The sequence below is a fragment of the Bacteroides caecigallinarum genome (genome assembly GCF_016901995.1).
GTDB classification, from domain to species: Bacteria; Bacteroidota; Bacteroidia; order Bacteroidales; family Bacteroidaceae; genus Phocaeicola; species Phocaeicola cellulolyticus.
In genome coordinates, this window is record NZ_JACJLE010000047.1 from 1 (window position 1) to 20401 (window position 20401).

Consider the following 20401-nt stretch of genomic DNA (forward strand, 5'->3'; position numbering starts at 1 on the left):
AGAAATCGTCGAATATCTTCAACATTTTCAGAGACAAGTCGAAATTTTTAATAGACAATCTATGCCGGCTTTACCAGTTTTAATCATACGGGGTTTACTGAATGCTTACTATCAACTGACATTACTAAATTAAAGTCCTATCATTTTTCAGTAAATTCGATAGATTCACTTCCTGCCAAAGTAAGTGTCATATTCTTGCCTTTTCCACGAATATCGGCAAAAGCATTCTTATATCCGTAACCGGAAGCAGTACGATACTGATAAAGCAAATAATCAACACCATTATAATTCATCTGAGCCACTCCTGCATTATTGAAAAATGTAACGAACAGATTCTCACCACCTTTTCCTGTAAATTCTGCATTAATGGTATTCTCTGTTCCAGATGTGGCATAAAGCAACTTGCCTCTTCTGGTAACGAGCCATTCATCGTTATACTTCTCTACCATATAAGTATCATCATCCTCTACGTTCCATACCGCAGTTCCGTCAGGTCTGACACGCTTGTCCAATACCACAGCCCCTCCAGGCAAAAACAGCTCTACCTTTGATGAATCGACAGAAAACACTGAATATGCAGCCATAGTGGCATTCGGATCTGTAGCCGACAGCAAACGGCAACCTTCCTCAAAAATCCTGATTTTCTTATCGAGTACTTTTGAATAAGTATATCCCATGGCGGCATCACTTCCTCCTATAACCTGTCCTTCAGGATTTTCAAATTTAACATACTGAATACGATACATATCTCCTTTTCCCAAGGTCAAAGTATCATTATTCAATGATATAACATTAAGTGTATCTGAGAACTGTATTGTCTGGCCGTTACCAATACTTTCGCCTGACAACACAATATTGCACTCCTTTCCTTTCTTCAACAACTCCCATCCGTTATATTTCAGAGTAGCCATACCCACAGACGAAGCCTTTCCGTCCTTTTCAAACACGACACCCTGAAGGATATGCTTGTTTACAGGCATTATCTCGTGCCATTCGCCAATGAATGATGTTTCATTAAACATATTTTCCCCTTCAGCACACGACATCATAATCATTAATGATGCCGGTAAAAATAAAAGATTGTTTTTTTTCATAATACAGTTTTTATTGATTACTAATATTCTTATATACTATAGATGATATTTCTGCTATTATTTTTTCCGTAGTCTCATAGTTCTCGGCAGAATCTTTCACAAATACGGCTATCAGATAACGGTCACCATTCGGCAAATCAATAAAACCGATATCATTTATGCCAATATACCGCCCATCGGAATTCTTGTCGCCTGTTCCAGTTTTATGACCTATCACAGCTGCAGTGTTCTTTAACGGATATGGCAATCTGCCGGTACCCGTAGTACATTCCGTCATTGTTCTTTTAATAAAATCATAATATTCACCGGAAACTGCACCTCCTTCAAGAAATAAATTTATCAGGCGTACGGCAGCCATAGGTGTAGTCCAGTTGCTGTAACAGTTGTCAAGATTCTCATGCATGTCGTTTTCATCCATTTCTATTGAAAAATTATCAATACCCAATGAGCGAATATACCTGTCTGTTTCTTTTGTACTAAGAATACGGTTAAACAGAATATCACATGCATTATTGTCGCTAAGTTGGAGTGTAAATTCCATAAGTTCCGATAAGCTTATGCGGATATTTCCTTCCGGAAATCTGTCACGTAATGGACTATAAGTATTCTCCCTTAACTCTTCCTTTGATATATTGATTACGGAGTCCAATGGTATCCCTTTAATCTGTAGAAAATGGCATACAGCTAATGCCTGATGAAACTTGAAGACACTCATCATAGGATATTTATCGCTATTATTTACAGTCAGTGTATCTGTATTATTTACCATTACCGCTACACCAACTTTTGCATCGTATTTACATATACTGTGTATTATTTCATTTCTTAGTGAAGAAAAAGGATCAGCTTTTACAATAATCGAGATAAAAGACAATAATAAAAAAGCAACTGATTTTGTTTTCATCTATGTTTTTACATTAAAAGGATACAAAAAATAATTGACAAAATTAATCATCTGAATGATTAATCCTATCAATTATTTACATTATAACATTTGTTATGTAATTATTCTTCCGCATTCTTTTTCAACCAATCCAATCTGCGCATGTCCGGCAAATGTTTCACAGTGAAGTTCTCGAATTTAGCTTCAAATCCGTTTCCATCAGGAGATGCTGCCATGATACCGACCTTTATCGGAACATTGTCCTGCATCCACGCATTGCGCATCATTGTGTATTCTTTATCATCGAAAGAATAGAACACCTCTACAGCATCAAGTCTTCTTACAGCCTTAATCCAGATATAAGGAACAGGTTTGTCAAGAGTAATGACACTCCAGTCGGATGTCTTATGAGTAACCACTGTACTAAGATTGTACTTGCCATCGACAAATTCTATTCCTGCCTTGATATAATTCTCATGATCTATCCTCAACATTATACCGGCCTGATCAAATCGCGTCTTGTATTCTCCCGACACCTTTACTTTTGCTTCAAACTCACCACCATATGTAGCATAATAGAAAGGAGCATCATCTACAGTAAAACCATAATGAGATATACGCCAATAGTCACTCTGTGGAGTAACGAACATTGTCATGGTTTTACTATCCTTTATCTCCCAACTTTCCGGTTCATTAAACCAGTTCATTTTCTCCAGACTCTGTGCCGATACCGACGAAAGAGCCATCATTCCAAACAAACTTAAAATCAGTTTCTTCATATTTATAATGCTTTATGTATTTATTCCATTCTGTATTTGTTTTTGTCATCTTCAGTCAGTTCACGAATAACTCTGCAAGGATTGCCGGCTGCCAGAACTCCCGAAGGTATGTTTTTTGTAACTACACTTCCCGCTCCTATCACCGCATCATCGCCTATCGATACTCCAGGCAGAACGGTCACGTTTGCCCCTATCCAGACATTGTTACCTACTATAATAGGGAAAGCATATTCCAGTCCCATATTTCTTTTCTCTGCATCAAGAGGATGACCTGCCGAATAGAAGCCACAATTAGGGGCGACAAATACATTGTCACCAAATGTCACCTTTGCACCATCGAGGATGACGCAATTCACATTCATATAGAAGTTCTCACCTATTTCGATATTATAGCCATAGTCGCAATAAAAAGGCTGCTCTATCAGAAAGTTATTTCTCGTTTTTCCGAACAGTCGTCGTATTATTTCAGTACGTTCGGCAATCATTGACGGTCTCAAAGAGTTATATTCATAGCATAAATCTTTACATACTGCCCTCTCACGTAACAGTTCTTCATCGTAATTAGCATCATAGAGCAGCCCTTTATGGCATTTTTCCTTTTCAGTCATTTCTTTAAAAGCTTATATAATTATTAAATACAATATTCATTACTTGAGAGTAATCCATGTAAGTTTCTTCCATATCCACTCCAACGGTCCATGTCTGTGAGTTGAAAGCCACCACCTGCTAAATGACAACTGTATTATAAATACAAATATCGCTATAACCAAGCATGAAGTTGCTCCTGTATATTTATATAATCCCAAGCCGAAGCCATAAAATAAAGACACACCTATTATTGACTGCACAATATAGTTTGTCAGACTCATTTTCCCATAAGGGATAAATATACGTTGGAATCTATATCCGTTTCCTGCTCCGAACCACCATATCAAAACAAAGAATGAAACCAGCAATGCCATAAAAAGGAAATTGCATATAGACGATATTGCAATATTCAACGGTACCATAAGCGCTTCATTACCGGCTACCATTTCCGGATATGTCATCTTGATTACATTGAAAATTACAAACAAGCTTACAGACCACAACAATACTTTTTTCCATATCATGACAGAATAATCAGATTTCTTGAATAAAGAAAGCCTTCCCGCTGCCATTCCAAACAGGAACAGTCCTCCTATCTGAAAAACACGACCGTTTTCTATCTGCCATAAATTACCATACAACTGCCCGTCGGTAATATTTGACCTCAGAATTTCCAGGAAACTACCGGACTCCATTACAGGCTTTGCCAGATTACCATACACTACCCAGTTATTCCCATATTCCAGAAAAGGAATGTCGCATCCGATACAAATCAGTCTTATCCATTCAACAGGCTGCATAATCATAACCGAAGCCAATATTAGCACCGATTTTGTGGAAAGGCCTGATACTGATACAAGGAAAATTCCCATAACGGAATACAACAAAAGAATATCCCCGTTATAAAATAAGGAATGAAGCTGAGAAAAAAGCATCAAAAGGATCATTCTCCACACAAATCTCCACCGGAAAGGAAGTCCACGTTTTTTTGCATTATCAAACTGAATAAAAAAGCTAAGTCCAAAAAGAAGAGAAAAAGTGGAAAAGGCTTTTCCTCCAAACAAGAACCATACCGTATCCCAAACACCTTTATCAAGAGCCGTAAGCCAATGAGGCTGACAATCCGGCATATAATAAAGATTATAATGCTCAAAGCAATGTAAAATCACTATTGCAAACAATGCAACACCTCGTAAGGCATCGACAACTTCTATTCTGTCGCTTTTCAATGTGTTATTCATATCTATAGTTTATGGTTTATTTATTATCATTTTCCTGCAAGTACCGGATGAACATATCTTCCCTTACCCACCGACACCTTGCCAAATTCAATAGCCTGAGCCGGACAACGGTGTATGCATGCCGTACACTGTACACAATCCTTTCCTTGCCATACCGGTTTGCCTTTCTGCATAACTATCGTACCTGTTGGACAGACCTTAGCGCACAGTCCACAGGAAATACACGCATCTGTAGTCCTGAAAGACTGCCTGCCTATAACAAATCTCTTAAATACAGGATAGACCACATAACTCTTCAGCCACGACATTCCTGTACGGAGAATCTGAGATTCAGAATAACTACGTGTATTTACAGCTTTTACAATCTGTTCCATACCACTTGGAGCCAAAGCTAGTTTTTCATCCTTCACCGGCTCAGGATCTACACCGAAACCACGCATAAGAATATAGTTATTTGGCATTTTCAGAGAAAAGAAGGCTTCCAGAGGAATACATTTATCTGCAAGTTCCTTACGCACTATCCGGTCTGTATATCCACAATCGTCACCACATGTGCCAATGGCAAATACACGGTTTCCTTTCAATCCGGACAACTGTAACTCCCTGATAAAACGCAGCATTACCAATGACGGTCCCCAGGAATGTACAGGAAATACGAAAAACAACATTTCCGCCTCATCACGCAATGTATATCTCAGACCTTCAGCCGAATGTTTCCGTATAAACCCGGAGACTTCACATAAAGGTTCATTGAAAGAATTTGATATGTATTGTGCAACCCATAAAGAATTGCCTGTAGCTGAAAAATAAAATACCATATTTTAAATTTAATCTTTCGTGTTCTCCGTTATAAATAATAATTTGTCACCCACATGCAGTTCCATCTGTCCGTTAGGAATCAGGAACTCGTTTCCACGTTTGATAAGCATAACCAGCGAACCTTTAGGTATATTCATATCAGCCAGACGATTACCGTGTACAAGCATTTCTTGATTAAGAGTTATGTCGTGCAACTGCGAATCTATCTCATCCGGCAATTCTACTCCAAACTCGTTTCCTTCCTTCTCCAAAGGTAAGTCAAGTTTAAGCCAACGTGCCACAGAAGAAATTGTCATTCCTTGAATTACAAGTGACAGTAAAGTGATAAAGAACACTATATTAAACAACTGGTGTGAACCTTCGATTTGAGCTATAACCGGATATGTGGCAAATATGATTGGTACAGCACCACGCAATCCAACCCACGAAACGAAAAGTTTGGCTTTGGCACTTATTCCCCTGAAAGGAAGAAGACATGCGAACACACTCAGCGGACGTGCTACAACTATCATAAATACACCGATAAGCAATGCCACTACGGCTGTATCAAGCATTTCATGAGGATTTACAAGCAATCCGAGGGTGATAAACATTATAATCTGGAACAGCCAGGTAAGTCCGTCCATAAATGTAACAATCTCCTTTCGATAAGTCAGTTTCATATTCCCGACCACCACACCGGCTATATATACAGCCAGATAACCATTACCTTTGAGCATATCAGTAGCAGTAAAAGTAATGAAAACCATACTCAGAAGAAGTATTGAATAAAGTGATGAGTTTGACAGACCTATCCTGTTTGTGAGCCATGACATGAACCGTCCCATGGAATATCCCAAAGCACCACCTATAAGAAACTGCACAAACAAGTCTTTAATCAGAAGACCAATACTGAGAGAACTGCCGCTTGAAATAACCTGAATCAGAACTATAGTAAGCATATATGCCATAGGGTCGTTACTTCCACTTTCCAACTCCAGCATAGGACGAAGGTTTTCCTTCAGATTCATTTTCTGCGAACGAAGAAGACTGAACACAGAGGCTGAATCGGTAGATGACATTGTAGCCGCCAGAAGCAGCGATACCATGAATGTCAGCTCGATATTCGTGCTGTTCCATCCCGAAATATAGAAGATAAACAGTCCGGTAAGTAAAGTCGTCAGAAGAACTCCTACGGTAGAAAGAACTATACCTTCTTTAAGAACAGGCTTAATGTCTGTGAACTTAGTCTCCATACCTCCGGTAAAAAGAATGATACTGAGTGCCATCATTCCTATAAACTGCGCATCCTCGGCACTATTGAACTGCAATCCAAGTCCGTCGCTGCCGAACATCATTCCCACAAGTAGGAAAAGCAACAACGTAGGTATTCCGAAACGATAACCAGTCTTGCTTATCAATATACTGGTGAAAATAAGTACCGATCCTATCAAAAGGATATTCTCTGCTGTAAATATCATTGTTATAGTTTTTAATTATGGTTATTATAAAAAATAGGAAAAACGACTGTTCGTTTTTTACGTAAAACTGTAGTTTGAAGTGCGTAAAACTATAGTTTGAAGCCAGAGACATGAGCACATCAGGTTATGTCAGGTTTGAAACACATCACTCAAATAATGTGCAGACTTCCGCACGGCTCACCTTAATCAAATCTGCAGGAGCTATCTTAACCTGCAATCCGCGTACTCCGGCACTAACATAGATATAATCGAAATCATTACATGTGTGATGGATATACGTAGGGAAATGTTTCTTCATACCTATCGGCGAGCATCCACCGCGAATATATCCCGTAAGCGGAAGAAGTTCCTTCATTGGGATAAGATCGCATTTTTTATTCCCTGAAAGTTTGGCTGCCAGTTTCAGATCAATCTCATGTTCTCCAGGAATCACGCACACAAAATACCCTGACTTATCGCCATGAAGTACAAGTGTCTTGAATACCTGTTCTATATTCTCACCGAGGGTTGCAGCCACATGCACGCAACTCAAATCATTCTCATCGACTTCGTATGGTACAAGTTCATATTTTATCTTATCCTTGTCCAGAAGTCTTGCCACATTGGTCTTGGATATTTTTTCTTTAGCCATAACTTTATAATGTTATAATTTTAAACAATGTTTAAATGCCGTTTAAAAGCTATTTAAATACTTTTTAAAAGCTGATTAAAACGGCATTCATAATTACGTCTGTATAGATTAAACAATTTATTTCTGATTTAGTTCTTCTTTAAGGAATTTAGGTGTATATCCTTTATCAGACATAGCCACTTCCTCAGGTGTTCCGCACGAAAGCAACTGTCCTCCATCCTTTCCACCTTCAGGTCCCATGTCGATGATATAGTCAGCCATCTTTATAACATCAAGGTTATGTTCTATAACCAGAACTGTGTTTCCTTTGTCCACCAGACGGTTGAGTACATTCATCAGTACACGGATATCCTCAAAATGCAAACCTGTGGTAGGTTCGTCAAGGATGTAGAAAGTCTTTCCTGTATCTTTCTTGGAAAGTTCGGTAGCAAGTTTCACACGCTGGCTCTCTCCACCGGAAAGAGTGGTAGAAGGCTGTCCTAACTTGATATATCCCAAACCTACTTCCTGAAGAACCTTTATCTTGTTCAGTATCTGAGGCACATTCTCAAAGAACTCCACAGCACGGTTTATTGTCATATCAAGCACATCGGCTATTGACTTTCCTTTGTATCTTACTTCCAGTGTCTCACGGTTATAGCGTTTGCCATGACACACCTCACAAGGGACAAGCACATCAGGCAGGAAGTTCATTTCTATGGTCTTATATCCGTTTCCTCCGCAAGCCTCACAGCGTCCTCCGGCTACATTGAACGAAAAACGTCCAGGCTTGTAACCACGTATCTTTGCTTCCGGCAGACCTACAAACAGGTTTCTTATATCTGAGAACACTCCGGTATATGTAGCCGGATTTGAACGCGGAGTACGCCCAAGCGGCGACTGATCCACATTTACCACCTTATCTATATTCTCCAGTCCTTCAATACGGTCGTATGGCAAAGGGTCCTGAAGCGAACGGTAGAAATGTTGCGAAAGTATAGGTTGAAGAGTGTCGTTGATAAGTGTTGACTTACCGCTTCCCGAAACACCTGTCACACAGATAAGTGTTCCCAACGGAAATTCCACATCTACTCCTTTCAGATTGTTTCCCTTGGCTCCGAACAGAGACAGTTTCTTGCCGTTGCCCGGTCTTCTTTGGGCAGGTATTTCTATCTTCATTTCACCATTCAGATACTGCGATGTCATAGTGTGTGTCTTCAGCATCTCCTGCGGAGTTCCTGCAAATACCACTTCACCGCCCAATCGTCCTGCCTTCGGTCCCATATCCACTATATAGTCCGATGCCAGCATCATGTCCTTGTCATGCTCTACTACTATCACCGAGTTGCCTATATCTCTAAGACTTTTCAGGGAGTTTATCAGTCGGACATTATCTCTCTGATGAAGTCCGATACTAGGTTCATCAAGGATATAAAGTACATTTACAAGCTGCGAACCAATCTGTGTTGCAAGGCGGATACGCTGGCTTTCGCCACCCGAAAGACTGACTGAAGTACGGTTAAGAGAAAGATATTCCAATCCCACATCAAGAAGGAATTTAAGTCGTGTACGGATCTCTTTAAGAATCTCCTGTGCTATTACTTTCTGCTTACTGTCCATATGTTCCTCCACTCCCTGCAACCATTCATAAAGTTCATTTATGTCCATCGAAGCCAGTTCGTAGATATTCTTGTCATGCAGACGGAAATGAAGGGCCTCCTTATTCAGCCTCATCCCCTTACACTCAGGACATACATCGGTCTTGGCAAATTGCTCAGCCCATTTCTGAGCAGTGGCAGAAGCATCTTTCTCCTGCATCATCTGTATATATTTCACTATACCTTCGTATTCTACGAAATAGTCTGACGAAGTGTGTACCAGTGAACTGTCTATCTTCAGACGCTCATCGCAACCGTAAAGAATTTCATTAATGGCATCGTCAGGCAATTCGCTTACGGGAGTTTTAAGCGTAGCTTCATGTCGTTCAAGCAATGCACTCAACTGCCAGAAAATCATAGCATTCTTATATTTTCCAAGTGGTGCTATTGCTCCTTCATACACAGAAAGCGTACGGTCCGGAATTACCTTGTCAACATCTATCAGATTGACATATCCCAATCCCTTGCATCGCGGACATGCGCCCTGCGGAGAGTTAAAAGAAAAATTGTGTGGTGCCGGCTCACGATAAGAAAGTCCTGTCACGGGACACATCAGACGCTTACTGTAATGACGCACACTTTCTGTCTGCGCATCCAGTATCATGAGCAAACCGTCTCCCAGTCGCATGGCAGTGGCCACACTCTGTCGCAACCTTTTATCCTCTTTCTCGGTTACAACTGTTTTATCTACCACAACTTCTATGTCATGGTTCTTGTATCTGTCCAGTTTCATTCCGTGAGTGATTTCCTTCACTTCACCGTCAACTCTCACATAAAGATAGCCTTTTTTCCTGACTTGTTCGAACAGCTCCTTATAATGTCCCTTTCGGGTACGAACCAATGGAGAAAGTATAAATATACGCTTCCCCTTATAATCACGGTTTATAAGTTCTATGATTTGTTCCTCGGTATATTTCACCATCTTCTCTCCCGAAAGATAGGAATATGCCGTAGCAGCACGCGCATAGAGCAGACGCAGATAGTCGTATATCTCGGTAGTTGTACCCACAGTGGAACGCGGATTCTTGTTGGTCGTCTTCTGCTCGATCGAGATAACCGGACTCAGTCCTGTAATCTTGTCAACGTCAGGACGTTCCATTCCACCAAGGAAATTTCTGGCATATGCGGAGAATGTCTCTATATACCTGCGCTGTCCCTCGGCGAAGATTGTATCGAATGCAAGCGACGACTTACCGCTTCCACTCAGCCCAGTGATAACCGTAAGGCTGTTACGCGGTATTTCGACATCTATATTTTTCAGATTATGTACACGTGCTCCCTGCACGCTTATCGTTTCTTTTCCTTCTGTCATATCTTAATATTCAGTGAAACATTGCAAAGATAATGCTTTTTTCGTACTTTTGCCCGTAAATAATCATATAGCTGAAAAATGAAATTTATTCAATCTGTATTTCTTGCACTGGCAATCATTGCCGGAAGCAGCATCAAAGTAATGGCTCAGGCTACAGCCGAGAGCGGATATTTCCTTCACACAGTAACCAAAGGCCAAAGCCTATACTCTATATCAAGTATGTATAATGTCACCATTGACGACATTGTACGTCTCAATCCAGGCAGCGACAAGCAAATCCGAGAGGGAGCTGCACTTAAAATTCCACAGGCAGCTACAACAAACTCCGACAAACCTGTATTCCACACAATACAGGCAGGCGAGACTTTATACCGTCTATCGGTGAAATATAATGTCACCACACAGGCTATATGCGAAGCCAATCCAGGACTGAGTACAGAGAATTTCCGCTCGGGACAGGTAATAATAATTCCGGTACAGTCTGATTCCAAGCCACAAAAAGAAACTCCTAAAACTGAAGAACAGGAGAACACAAACGTGAAGATGAACGACTGGAAAGACATGCATAAAGTGGAAAGGAAAGAAACCATTTTCAGCATCAGCCGCGAATATGGCATAACAGAAGAAGAATTGATAGCAGCAAACCCTGAATTAAAGACAGGGAAACTGAAAAAAGGTACATTCCTTTTCATACCATACGGAAAGAATGACAAGAAACAAGAGTCAGAATCACAACCTACAACAAAAGAACTTACCAACGAAGAGGTTTTCAGCCAGAACGAAGAACTGAAAAAAGACATAAAGACTATCAAAGCGGCAGTAATGTTACCTTTTATGGCAGGTACAAGCACCAATATGGATGAGCAAGTACGAATGGTGGAATATTACGAAGGCTTCCTTATGGCAGTGGATAGTCTGAAAAAACAAGGTGTATCCATAGATCTTTACACATACGACACGAAAGGAAGAGAAGCTACCCTGAACAGCATCCTCTCAAAAAAGGAAATGAAGAATATGGACATAATATTCGGTCCGGCAAAGGCACAGGATATTGATGTTCTGGCAACATTCGCCGACAATAACAACATACGCCTGGTAGTCCCGTTTGCTCCTAAGGTAGATGAGGTTTTCAAAAATCCTCACATCTATCAGATAAATACTCCACAGTCATATCTGTATTCCGAGGTTTACGAACACTTTACACGCAAGTTCAGCGACAGCAACGTGATATTCCTGAACGCAAGCAATGGTGACAGAGAAAAGGATGAGTTCATCAAAGGTATGAAGACAGAATTAAGGAACAATGGCATAAGCTATCGCGATTTTACCGTAACTGATAATTTTTATGAGATAACCACTGTTATGGATACGCTGAGAAACAACATATTCATACCTACTTCAGGAAAAAGTACCGCACTGGTAAAAATTCTTCCACAATTGACACAGATCCGACGCGAACATCCAAACTATATGATGAACCTGTTCGGCTATCCTGAATGGCAGACTTATACAAACGACTATCTTGCAAGCTTTTACGAAATAGATACATATTTCTATTCGTCATTCTATACAAACAATCTTTTCCCTGCTGCTGTCCATTTCACCAACTCATACCGCCGCTGGTACAGTAAGGACATGGCAAACATATACCCGAAATACGGAATGTTGGGATACGACACAGGATATTTCTTCCTAAAAGGTCTGTCTAAATACGGAAACAAGATGGAGGAAAATCTGAACTCAATACAGGTGACACCTATACAGACCGGTTTCAAGTTTGAAAGGGTAAACAACTGGGGAGGATTTATTAACCGAAAAGTATTCTTCGTACACTTCTCTAAGGATTATGAACTGATAAAACTTGACTTTGAATGATAAAAAAAATATATATACTCTATTTGCTTGGTATTATCCTTGGCCTTAATGTTTCTACAGCCAACGCTCAGTTGCAGGAACAGAAACATAACTTTTCCGTAGGTATAAGCGGAGGAGTCAATCTGGGAAACGTTGATTTCTCCCCAAGAATAAAACAAGGTTACTTAATAGGCCCGCAAATGGGATTTACCGCCAGATATATATCAGAGAAATATTTCAGCATGATTTGCGGTATTCAGGCGGAGGTCAACTACTCCCAGCGTGGATGGAAAGAGGTGATAGAAGACGGAAGTGGTGACAGCTATCAACGAGCTATGAACTATGTAGAAATACCGCTCATGGCTCATCTGGCGTTCGGAAAAGAATATGGCAACGGAGCACGTTTCATCCTTAACCTCGGTCCGCAAATAGGTTTCCTTCTTAATGAAAAGGAAACTCATGCCATTCCTTCAATACAAAATGAGCAATACGGCAAAGCTGCAGAAAACGGTTTCGACTATGGACTGATTGGAGGTGGAGGTCTGGAGATACGTACCGGCATAGGACATTTCCTTCTTGAAGGCAGATACTATTTCGGACTTAGCGATTTCTTCAACACAACAAAAAAAGATTATTTCTCACGTTCAGCACATACTTACATATGCGGTAAAATCACTTATCTTTTTGATATAACGAAGTGAGATGTTAGTTTTTAGTTGTTAGTTTCTGTCCGAATGGTTATGACAACTAACAACCAACAACCCGTAACTTTCAATTATTAATTCTTAATTATTAATTAAATATGCGCCTTATTTCATGGAACGTAAACGGAATCCGCGCCTGCTGCGACAAGGGTTTCCGTGATTCATTCAAGGCACTTGATGCCGATTTCTTTTGCCTGCAGGAAACAAAGATGCAGGAAGGACAACTTGACCTCAGTTTCGAAGGATATACATCATACTGGAATTATGCCGAAAAGAAAGGCTATTCAGGTACAGCAATATTCACTCGTCACCAGCCTCTGAACGTAACATACGGCATAGGCATTGACGAACATGACCACGAAGGACGTGTGATAACACTCGAAATGGAAAACTTTTTCCTTGTAACAGTATATACTCCTAATTCGCAGGACGGTTTGAAACGTCTTGACTACCGAATGACATGGGAAGACGATTTCAGGGCATACATCAAGAACCTTGACAGCAAAAAACCGGTACTGGTTTGCGGAGACCTGAATGTGGCACACAAGGAAATAGACCTGAAAAATCCAAAGACTAACCGCATGAATGCCGGATTTACCGACCAGGAAAGAGAAAAATTCCAGACATTGCTCGATGCCGGTTTCATTGATACTTTCCGCCATTTCTATCCTGACATGGAGAATATCTATTCCTGGTGGTCATACCGTTTCAAGGCACGCGAAAAGAACGCAGGGTGGCGTATTGACTATTTCGTGGCTTCTGCACGCCTTGCTGATAAACTTCAGGGAGCAAAAATACATACAGAAATATTCGGTTCGGACCACTGTCCGGTAGAAGTAACCATCGATTTATAATATAGAGATGAAAAACGACGGGTTTACACTCAAAAAAAGACTGAAGAGTTTCAAGTTTGCCTTTAACGGCATAATATTGCTCATTACACGTGAACACAATGCATGGATACATTGTTTTGCGGCTGTATGCGTAATAATAGCAGGATTTGCTTTCGACATATCCACTACTGAATGGATAGCTGTAACTTTCGCCATAGGCACAGTACTTGCAGCAGAAGCTGTAAACTCGTCAATAGAAGCCATTGCAGACCTTGTTTCACCGGGATATAATGAAGCTATCAAACGTACCAAGGATCTTGCTGCAGGAGCAGTGCTTATACTTGCCATATCAGCAGCCATAGTCGGACTGATTATATTTATACCTAAAATAATGGAAATATTCAGCTAAACAGACACGCTGAAGTTTGCGTTTCTATACTAAATGATAAAGAGAATATGATTAAAAGAATCAGCATATTATTTATGGTTTGCCTGCTGTCATCCTCCATAAGCGCACAAACCATCGAAATTACCGGTAGCCGTAAGGCAGTCCGAACATCAGGCGATATAGGTGCAGTGCTTTTGCCTGTAGCCGGACTGACAGCCATTCTTATAAACAAGGATTGGCAGGGGTTGAAACAAGGAGTATTTTCAGGCATAACCACACTGGGAGTGACATACGCACTGAAATATGCCGTAAAGAAAGAACGTCCTGACCATAGCGATTTCCACTCCTTCCCTTCCATGCATACGTCAGTATCATTCGCGGCAGCGTCTTTCATCCAGCGTCGCTATGGCTGGAAATGGGGAGCACCGGCATATGTACTGTCAACGTATGTAGGCTGGAGTCGCGTTTATGGCAAGAAACATGACTGGTGGGATGTTGCGGCAGGAGCCGTTATAGGTACAGCCAGCTCATACATATTCACACGACCATTTGCAAAGAAACATAATCTTACGATAAGCCCTGTAGCAGGTGACGGTCATTACGGCGTTTATGCTTCAATGAATTTCTGATAAAGGTAATATTTATTTTCATCAGACTGTTTTCCAATCTCCTATCGTTCCTGTTTCGGAAGAGAAACTAGCACCTATCTTATAAAGTGTACGTGTATCTGAGGCGTATTCACCAGCATAACCCTTTTCTTCTATCTGACGCAAGGCCTCTTCAGCAGTTCCGTCGAGTTTGAACTCGAAGATATACACATATTGAGGCGTTTCCAGCACACAGTCCACACGACCGTGACTCTGTTGCTTCTCAACATAAACCGTATAGACGCTTATCAGGCGGAGAATCAGGTAGAATGTATATTGGAAATAGCGTTCGCGCTCCCTCTCATCATCCTTGCGGCGCATAGTATAAGGGATGCTCGAAAGAAATGAAGTGAAAAGGCTGCACAGTCTGTCGGTATCTCCACCCTCCAAAGTATCCAGCACATCAAAAATCCAACCCTCAATACGCTTCTTAGGCTGTAGATAAGATGTAGCAATGGCAGTAAGAAAACCGTTCTTTACCTCATTATTCGGAAAATCAAGAAGAAAAGTATTACGGCGCATATTGTAGTCCTTGATGGTCAGGTATCCGCTCTGATAAATCATGGGTAAAGGCTGTTCCACATCGGCCTTATAATCAATGAATTCTTCCGGGCTATAATATCTGCCTGTCAGTTCATTCATGTTCTCTTTGAAATGCGCAAGCAGACGAATCAGATACGTCGGAGTTCCAGAACTGAACCAATAATCCTGAAGACGAAGACTATCTAAGGCATTAAGCAGGCTGAACGGATTATAGACATCAGTCATATTGTCACTGAAATGGTAACCGTCGTATTTCTGTTTTAGAAGAGACTTCATTTCCTCTAAAGAGCAACGGTTCCTTTCAGCCATTGCAGATATAGGCTCGACAAAATAGCCGTCAAGCTCTTCCTGTGTAATACCGCAAAGTGTCTCGTAACGGGCATCCATACTGATATCCTTAGGCTGGTTGAAACCGCTGAACACACTCACCTGAGAGAATTTGGTCACGCCGGTAAGAAGTACGAACTGGAGATGACTGTCGGCTACCTTAAACACGGAATAGAATGCCTTAAGAACATTGCGGTGACGGTCTTCCAATAATGTATCAACATCAAGCACATCAAGGATAGGCTTGTCGTACTCGTCTATCAGGGCTACGGCACGACGGCCTGTCTGCTCATGTACAGCGCAAAGTATATCACGAAAACGAAGTCCTACCCCAAGTCCCGGATCAGTATGAATATCATACTGTTTTTCCCATTTATCAATATAATCATCAAGCATGGTCTCCAAAACACCAGCCTGAGTGAAATTCGCCCCGTTGAAATCCACATGAAACACAGGATGCACATTCCAGTCCTTCTCCAAACGGTCTATCTTCAGTCCTTTGAAAAGTTCCTTATGCCCTAGGTAATAGTTCTTCAGTGTAGAGACAAGAAGGCTTTTACCGAAACGGCGCGGACGGCTAAGAAAATAAATGCTTCCATCGTGGGTAAGACTGTATATAAGGTCGGTCTTGTCGATATAGACATAACCATCTTCGATTATACGTTCAAAACTCTGGATTCCTATAGGGTATTTCATGTCGGTCAATTAAGAATTAAAAATTAATAATTAGGAACAAAACCGATGTACGTTTGGAACAAAGATACAAAAATAGGCAGAAAAATAAAAAGAACTGATGATTTCTTCTGCCACATTTTCAATCATTCATTACTGAACTAAAAGTACAGTTATTGGATAGATTGTACATATCTTCTTAATCCTTGTTGTTCACCCCATAGCCGAAGAGGGAGAAATCGCCCATACAAGGGTCGCCTGGAAAAATCTCGGCCAGGGCGTTCGTTATTCTTTTAGCGTTTGTAAGCGAAAACACAGGCTTGTCCGTAAGACCGAGAAGATGAGCCACACGGCATACGTGGGTATCAAGAGGGATAATCAGGTCGGAGGCAGACATTCTTTTCCACACACCGAAGTCAACCGGCGAGTCCTGACGCACCATCCAGCGCAGGAACATGTTTAGCTTTTTCTGAGGCGAACGGTCGGACACCTCAAGAAACGCGCATAGTTTCTGCATAGGTGTTCCTACATATTCCAAAAGTTTGTCTTCCAAAGTCTTTCCTTCGGAATAGACAGAATAAAGTTGTTCAAGATAAAAACGGAAATCGGAATGCGACACCATCCTGTAGAAACTGCTCTTGTCGTCGGCACGGAAATCATCTCTCCATTTCTCAGAAAGAATATATTGCAAAGGTGAATGTCCCATGATGGCGTCCAGCTCGTCCGCCTTGCGGAGTATCATCTTGCGGTTGCCGAAGCTGAGGACAGCCGTAAGCAGACCTGAAATCTCTATGTCACACTGTTCGGTATATCTGTGAGGGAACTGTACAGGATCGTCGGGAATGAACGATGCACAATGGTAAGTGGCTGCCCACTCTTTCAATAATTTTATAGTTTCTGTTTCCATAATAATCCGGTTGATACATTTCAAAAAAATGAACTGTAGTTTTTCAGGCAAAATATGAGGCATAAAAAAAGGGAATCTTCCCAGACTCCCAATCTTCATTAACCTTAAATCTAATACCATGAAAAACACAGTGCAAATATACGAGTTTTATGTTATGTAACATATAAAACATCAAGAAAAACCCATATATTTAACCTTATTTTACAATATAAGGATTTATAATAGCTTTATAATATATTTATTAACACTTATTATTTCCCTCCCTTCTGGATATTTCATCTCTTAGCATAGCTGCCCTTTCATAATCCTCGTTATTGATAGCCGCTTGCAAATCCAATTTAAGCATATCTGTTCCTACAGAATTCAGAGGCATACTGAAACCTGCACCGTCAGCACTAACGATACGGATTTTTTCTTTTTCCAGCAAATCCTCAAGAACATATACAGGAAAACCCATCTTTAAAGACATGGAAAAAGCATCGGTTGTACGGGAATCAACTTTAAATTCACTTCCGTCAGAACGTGTGAAATATATATATGAACTGAATATACCACCGTCCACATCATAAATTACAGCCTTTTCCACTATCATACCGGCTTCTGTTATTATAGAATTCATCAAATCGAAAGTCATAGGACGGGGGGTATCATAATTGTGCATACATAACCTGATATCCGCAGCCTCCCTATCCCCTATAATCAAAGCCAAACGTCTTTTCTCTTCATAACCAAACACTTCTTCCAATATCAACGCATGCGATGTAGAAGGCCTTAACAAATCCGACACTCCTATTATACGAAGCTCAACTTCATTCATATATAAACTCCTTATATGATTAAAATGACATTTTGCTGCTATTTTATAATCAACAGCAAAACTTATAATAGAACAAAATTAATAAAAAAAACATAGTATATACTATATTCGGCTGAATAATATAATCAAACAAAAAAGAAAGTTTTACAGATTTAAATAACGGTATTGATTTTTATTTATACATTTGTATTGATTTATACGCCGTAGAATATATTGAACGGTAATCTAACGACTATTAAACCACTTATAAAGAACAAGATGGAAAATAATCACTGGTATGCGATGTATGTAAAGATGCATCACGAAAAAAAAACAGCTGAAAAACTTTATAATATGGGTATAAAAAACTTCCTACCACTACAGGAAAGGGTAAAACAATGGAGTGACAGAAAAAAGAAGATAAAGGAAGTGGTAATACCTATGATGATTTTTATAAATACAGATGAAAAAACAAGAATTGAGATTTTGAAAACCATACCATCAATAAACGGTACGATGATAGACCGGGCAACACACAAACCGGCTGTTATAAGGGATGATGAGATGGAACGATTCATGTTTATGCTAGACTATTCGGAAAGTGCTGTCTCATTCACTACAGAAACACTTAAACCTGGAGAAAAGGTAGAAGTTATAAAAGGACCGTTGAACGGATTGAAAGGAGAGCTGGTGGAAATAGACGGGAAATGTCAGGTATCAGTCAGACTGAATATGCTGGGGTGTGCAATAGTAGAAATGCCGGTGGGATACTTAAAAAAGATAGAGAACTAACATATATTTAAGACAAATTGATATTATTAAATCATCAAAACAGTAAAAATGAAATTTTTCCTTGCTGTTTTGATGATTTTTTCTAATTTTGCAGTCATAGGAATTTCAACATAACATTTCAGAATAATATTCCGATAAAAACATAAACCTTACAAATAATTGTCATAATGGAAAACAACTGCAAATATCTCCATCCGGAGATGGAAACAATGACGAGAGAGGAAATAGAGAAGCTGCAATTGGAAAGACTGAAAAAGACAGTAAAACATTGCATGAACTCTCCTTTCTATAAGAAAAGATTCGAAGAGTGTAATCTGAAACCTGAAGATATAAAATCACTTGACGACATAAGAAAAATACCGTTCACGACCAAACAGGATTTACGCGACAACTATCCTTATGGGCTTGCCGCTGTACCACTGAAAGACGTGGTAAGACTGCATTCATCAAGCGGTACGACAGGAACACCTACAGTAATACTCCATACACAAAAGGACCTTGACGAATGGGCAAATGCCGTGGCACGCTGTCTGCACATGGTTGGACTGAGAGCCGGAGATATATTCCAGAACTCGTCCGGATACGGTATGTTTACCGGTGGACTGGGATTTCAGTATGGCGCAGAAAGACTTGGAATGCTGACTGTACCGGCTGCGGCAGGAAACACAAAAAGACAGATTAAATTCATAACAGACTTCGGAACTACAGCACTTCACGCCATACCAAGCTATGCAGGGCGTCTGCATGAGGTTATGGAAGAAATGGGAATAGATCCCGTTAAAGATACAAAACTGAGAACACTGATAATAGGCGCAGAACCACACTCAGAAGAACAAAGGAGGAGAATAGAGAAAATGCTCGGAGTTAAAGCCTATAATTCGTTCGGAATGTCTGAAATGTGTGGTCCGGGAGTGGCTTTCGAATGTACCGAACAGAACGGTCTGCATATATGGGAGGACTATTATATAGTTGAAATAGTAGATCCTGAAACACTGGAACCTGTGCCGGACGGCGAAGTGGGTGAACTTGTCCTTACAACAATAAACCGCGAGGCAATGCCACTGTTAAGATACAGAACAAGAGACCTTACAAGATTCCTACCAGGAGAATGCAAGTGCGGACGCCATCACAGACGCCTTGATCGCATGAAGGGAAGAAGCGACGACATGATAATACTGAAGGGAGTAAACATCTTCCCTATCCAAATAGAAACTATACTTATGCAATTCAAGGAGCTTGGTTCCGACTATCTGATTACACTCACCAATCTAGATGCAAACGATGAAATGACGGTAGAAGTGGAACTGAACGAATTCACAGACGATTTCGGCTCACTGCAAAAACTTACAAAGGAAATTACTCGCCAGCTGAAAGACGAAATTCTGATTACCCCAATCGTAAAACTGGTACCAAAGGGAAGTCTGCCGAAACAGGAAGGAAAGGCTGTGAGAGTGAAAGATTTACGTAAAACATTAATTTAAAGACATATACATC

Annotated in this window: 19 protein-coding genes; 7 read left to right on the plus strand and 12 right to left on the minus strand. The window is 40.4% G+C overall.

All coding sequences use genetic code 11. The annotated features are described in order from the left end of the window. Nucleotides 1–140: 140 nt before the first annotated feature. From H6A61_RS12000 to uvrA, 9 genes are all read right to left on the minus strand, one after another. Nucleotides 141–1094: a lipocalin family protein gene (locus tag H6A61_RS12000; protein WP_204393912.1), complete on the minus strand. Its 954-nt coding sequence runs from the start codon at nucleotides 1092–1094 to the stop codon at nucleotides 141–143. Nucleotides 1095–1104: 10 nt separating this feature from the next. After that, nucleotides 1105–1998 carry a class A beta-lactamase, subclass A2 gene (gene bla, locus H6A61_RS12005; RefSeq protein WP_204393914.1) on the minus strand — a complete coding sequence of 298 codons (894 nt, stop codon included), beginning with the start codon at nucleotides 1996–1998 and terminating at the stop codon, nucleotides 1105–1107. A 101-nt stretch (nucleotides 1999–2099) separates the two neighbouring features. Beyond that, nucleotides 2100–2756 (minus strand): DUF1349 domain-containing protein, encoded by a 657-nt coding sequence (locus H6A61_RS12010; RefSeq protein ID WP_204393916.1) that lies wholly within the window; start codon nucleotides 2754–2756, stop codon nucleotides 2100–2102. A gap of 20 nt (nucleotides 2757–2776) precedes the next feature. Then, nucleotides 2777–3364 carry a sugar O-acetyltransferase gene (locus H6A61_RS12015; protein WP_204393918.1) on the minus strand — a complete coding sequence of 196 codons (588 nt, stop codon included), beginning with the start codon at nucleotides 3362–3364 and terminating at the stop codon, nucleotides 2777–2779. A 39-nt stretch (nucleotides 3365–3403) separates the two neighbouring features. Next, nucleotides 3404–4585: a DUF418 domain-containing protein gene (locus tag H6A61_RS12020; RefSeq protein ID WP_204393920.1), complete on the minus strand. Its 1182-nt coding sequence runs from the start codon at nucleotides 4583–4585 to the stop codon at nucleotides 3404–3406. A gap of 26 nt (nucleotides 4586–4611) precedes the next feature. After that, nucleotides 4612–5403: an EFR1 family ferrodoxin gene (locus H6A61_RS12025; protein WP_204393922.1), complete on the minus strand. Its 792-nt coding sequence runs from the start codon at nucleotides 5401–5403 to the stop codon at nucleotides 4612–4614. A 9-nt stretch (nucleotides 5404–5412) separates the two neighbouring features. After that, complete coding sequence (locus H6A61_RS12030) at nucleotides 5413–6864, minus strand: potassium/proton antiporter (protein ID WP_204393924.1); 1452 nt, start codon at nucleotides 6862–6864, stop codon at nucleotides 5413–5415. Nucleotides 6865–7009: 145 nt separating this feature from the next. Next, nucleotides 7010–7495: a Cys-tRNA(Pro) deacylase gene (gene ybaK, locus H6A61_RS12035; RefSeq protein ID WP_154044089.1), complete on the minus strand. Its 486-nt coding sequence runs from the start codon at nucleotides 7493–7495 to the stop codon at nucleotides 7010–7012. Between the two features lie 117 nt (nucleotides 7496–7612). Then, nucleotides 7613–10444: an excinuclease ABC subunit UvrA gene (gene uvrA, locus H6A61_RS12040; protein ID WP_204393926.1), complete on the minus strand. Its 2832-nt coding sequence runs from the start codon at nucleotides 10442–10444 to the stop codon at nucleotides 7613–7615. Between the two features lie 78 nt (nucleotides 10445–10522). Between uvrA and H6A61_RS12045 the strand changes: the two genes are divergently transcribed. The 5 genes from H6A61_RS12045 to H6A61_RS12065 all read left to right on the plus strand — a co-directional run bounded on the left by H6A61_RS12045 (nucleotide 10523) and on the right by H6A61_RS12065 (nucleotide 14852). Beyond that, nucleotides 10523–12319 carry a PBP1 and LysM peptidoglycan-binding domain-containing protein gene (locus tag H6A61_RS12045; protein WP_204393928.1) on the plus strand — a complete coding sequence of 599 codons (1797 nt, stop codon included), beginning with the start codon at nucleotides 10523–10525 and terminating at the stop codon, nucleotides 12317–12319. Continuing rightward, complete coding sequence (locus H6A61_RS12050) at nucleotides 12316–12999, plus strand: porin family protein (protein WP_154044092.1); 684 nt, start codon at nucleotides 12316–12318, stop codon at nucleotides 12997–12999. Before H6A61_RS12045 ends, H6A61_RS12050 begins: the two co-directional genes overlap by 4 nt. Before the next feature lie 101 nt (nucleotides 13000–13100). Then, nucleotides 13101–13856: an exodeoxyribonuclease III gene (locus H6A61_RS12055; RefSeq protein WP_154044093.1), complete on the plus strand. Its 756-nt coding sequence runs from the start codon at nucleotides 13101–13103 to the stop codon at nucleotides 13854–13856. Between the two features lie 7 nt (nucleotides 13857–13863). Further along, complete coding sequence (locus H6A61_RS12060; RefSeq protein ID WP_154044094.1) at nucleotides 13864–14244, plus strand: diacylglycerol kinase family protein; 381 nt, start codon at nucleotides 13864–13866, stop codon at nucleotides 14242–14244. A 47-nt stretch (nucleotides 14245–14291) separates the two neighbouring features. Beyond that, nucleotides 14292–14852, plus strand: a complete 561-nt coding sequence (locus H6A61_RS12065; RefSeq protein ID WP_204393930.1) for a phosphatase PAP2 family protein — start codon at nucleotides 14292–14294, stop codon at nucleotides 14850–14852. Nucleotides 14853–14873: 21 nt separating this feature from the next. Here the strand turns inward: H6A61_RS12065 and H6A61_RS12070 are convergent, their stop codons facing one another. The 3 genes from H6A61_RS12070 to H6A61_RS12080 all read right to left on the minus strand — a co-directional run bounded on the left by H6A61_RS12070 (nucleotide 14874) and on the right by H6A61_RS12080 (nucleotide 18136). Further along, nucleotides 14874–16436, minus strand: a complete 1563-nt coding sequence (locus H6A61_RS12070) for an ATP-binding protein (protein ID WP_204393932.1) — start codon at nucleotides 16434–16436, stop codon at nucleotides 14874–14876. A gap of 175 nt (nucleotides 16437–16611) precedes the next feature. Then, nucleotides 16612–17319 carry a TIGR02757 family protein gene (locus H6A61_RS12075; RefSeq protein ID WP_204393935.1) on the minus strand — a complete coding sequence of 236 codons (708 nt, stop codon included), beginning with the start codon at nucleotides 17317–17319 and terminating at the stop codon, nucleotides 16612–16614. A gap of 241 nt (nucleotides 17320–17560) precedes the next feature. Beyond that, nucleotides 17561–18136, minus strand: coding sequence for a bifunctional nuclease family protein (locus tag H6A61_RS12080; RefSeq protein WP_154044116.1), 576 nt, complete (start codon nucleotides 18134–18136; stop codon nucleotides 17561–17563). A gap of 258 nt (nucleotides 18137–18394) precedes the next feature. Between H6A61_RS12080 and H6A61_RS12085 the strand changes: the two genes are divergently transcribed. Together H6A61_RS12085 and H6A61_RS12090 are read left to right on the plus strand one after the other, a co-directional pair. Further along, nucleotides 18395–18907 carry a UpxY family transcription antiterminator gene (locus H6A61_RS12085; RefSeq protein ID WP_204393936.1) on the plus strand — a complete coding sequence of 171 codons (513 nt, stop codon included), beginning with the start codon at nucleotides 18395–18397 and terminating at the stop codon, nucleotides 18905–18907. Nucleotides 18908–19074: 167 nt separating this feature from the next. Continuing rightward, nucleotides 19075–20388, plus strand: coding sequence for a phenylacetate--CoA ligase family protein (locus H6A61_RS12090; protein WP_204393939.1), 1314 nt, complete (start codon nucleotides 19075–19077; stop codon nucleotides 20386–20388). The last annotated feature ends 13 nt before the right edge of the window (nucleotides 20389–20401 follow it).